Source organism: Caballeronia choica (assembly GCF_001544535.1).
Taxonomy (GTDB): domain Bacteria; phylum Pseudomonadota; class Gammaproteobacteria; order Burkholderiales; family Burkholderiaceae; genus Caballeronia; species Caballeronia choica.
This window is the reverse complement of record NZ_FCON02000561.1, coordinates 1-782: the sequence shown is the minus strand read 5'-3', so window position 1 is coordinate 782 and position 782 is coordinate 1. Positions and strand designations below refer to the sequence as shown.

Here is a 782-nt window from a genome sequence, read left to right as displayed (position 1 = left end):
CCAGTATGGCCGCGGGCACAAGTACCTCACGCTGGTGTATCAGATCGAGGCCGGTTGCGTGCGTCTGCTCTGGATCGGACAGGAGCGCACGAAGCAAAGCTTCGCCAGGTTCTTCGCCATGATCGGAACACAGCTATGTGAGAAGGTGGAATTCGTCTGTTCGGACATGTGGAAGCCTTACCTCGAAATGATCGCGTTGCATTGCCCCAATGCGCTGAATATCCTCGACCGCTTCCACATCGTGGCGAAGATGAACAAGGCGATCGATGAGGTTCGCGCCGACGAAACCCGCCGTATGAGCCGCGAGGGATATGAGCCGGTGCTCAAGAAGTCGCGCTGGTGTTTGCTTAAGCGGCGCGTGTACCGGCTCGGATTGTCTGGACACGGGTTTGCAACTCAGGCGGCCTCTTTCATGGTGGCTGCGTGACGGGCTTCATGGGGTGACATAAAGCCCAGTTTTTCGAGACGCCAATGACGGTTGTAACGATCTTTGAACTCGACGGCCGCGGCCCGAACTTCCTCCAGGTTCCCGAAGATGCGACCGTGAATGGCCTGTTCTTTCAGCGTCCGGTTGAAGCGCTCAGCGACGCCATTCGTTTGCGGTTCGGCGACGAAGGCGAAGCTCGGCGTGACGCCCCAGAACCTGACCTGGTTGAGGAAGTCATCGGCCGTGTACTGCGAACCGTGATCCATGCGCAGCGTCAGGCCCCGACCAACCTCGGCACCCGTGCCGCCGAATTCACCCAGCAGTCCCTGTGCGATCGGCTGCAAGGCGGCGAACC

The 782-nt window shown here is 59.6% G+C and carries 1 protein-coding gene and 1 pseudogene; one reads left to right on the top strand and one right to left on the bottom strand.

The features are described 5' to 3' along the window. Nucleotides 1–358, top strand: a pseudogene (locus AWB68_RS45725) (transposase); the annotation flags it as partial. A gap of 38 nt (nt 359–396) precedes the next feature. On the opposite strand, the gene AWB68_RS45720 reads toward AWB68_RS45725, so the two are convergent. Further along, on the bottom strand, nt 397–782 hold a 386-nt coding region (locus AWB68_RS45720), incomplete at its 5' end, for an integrase core domain-containing protein (protein ID WP_143282090.1).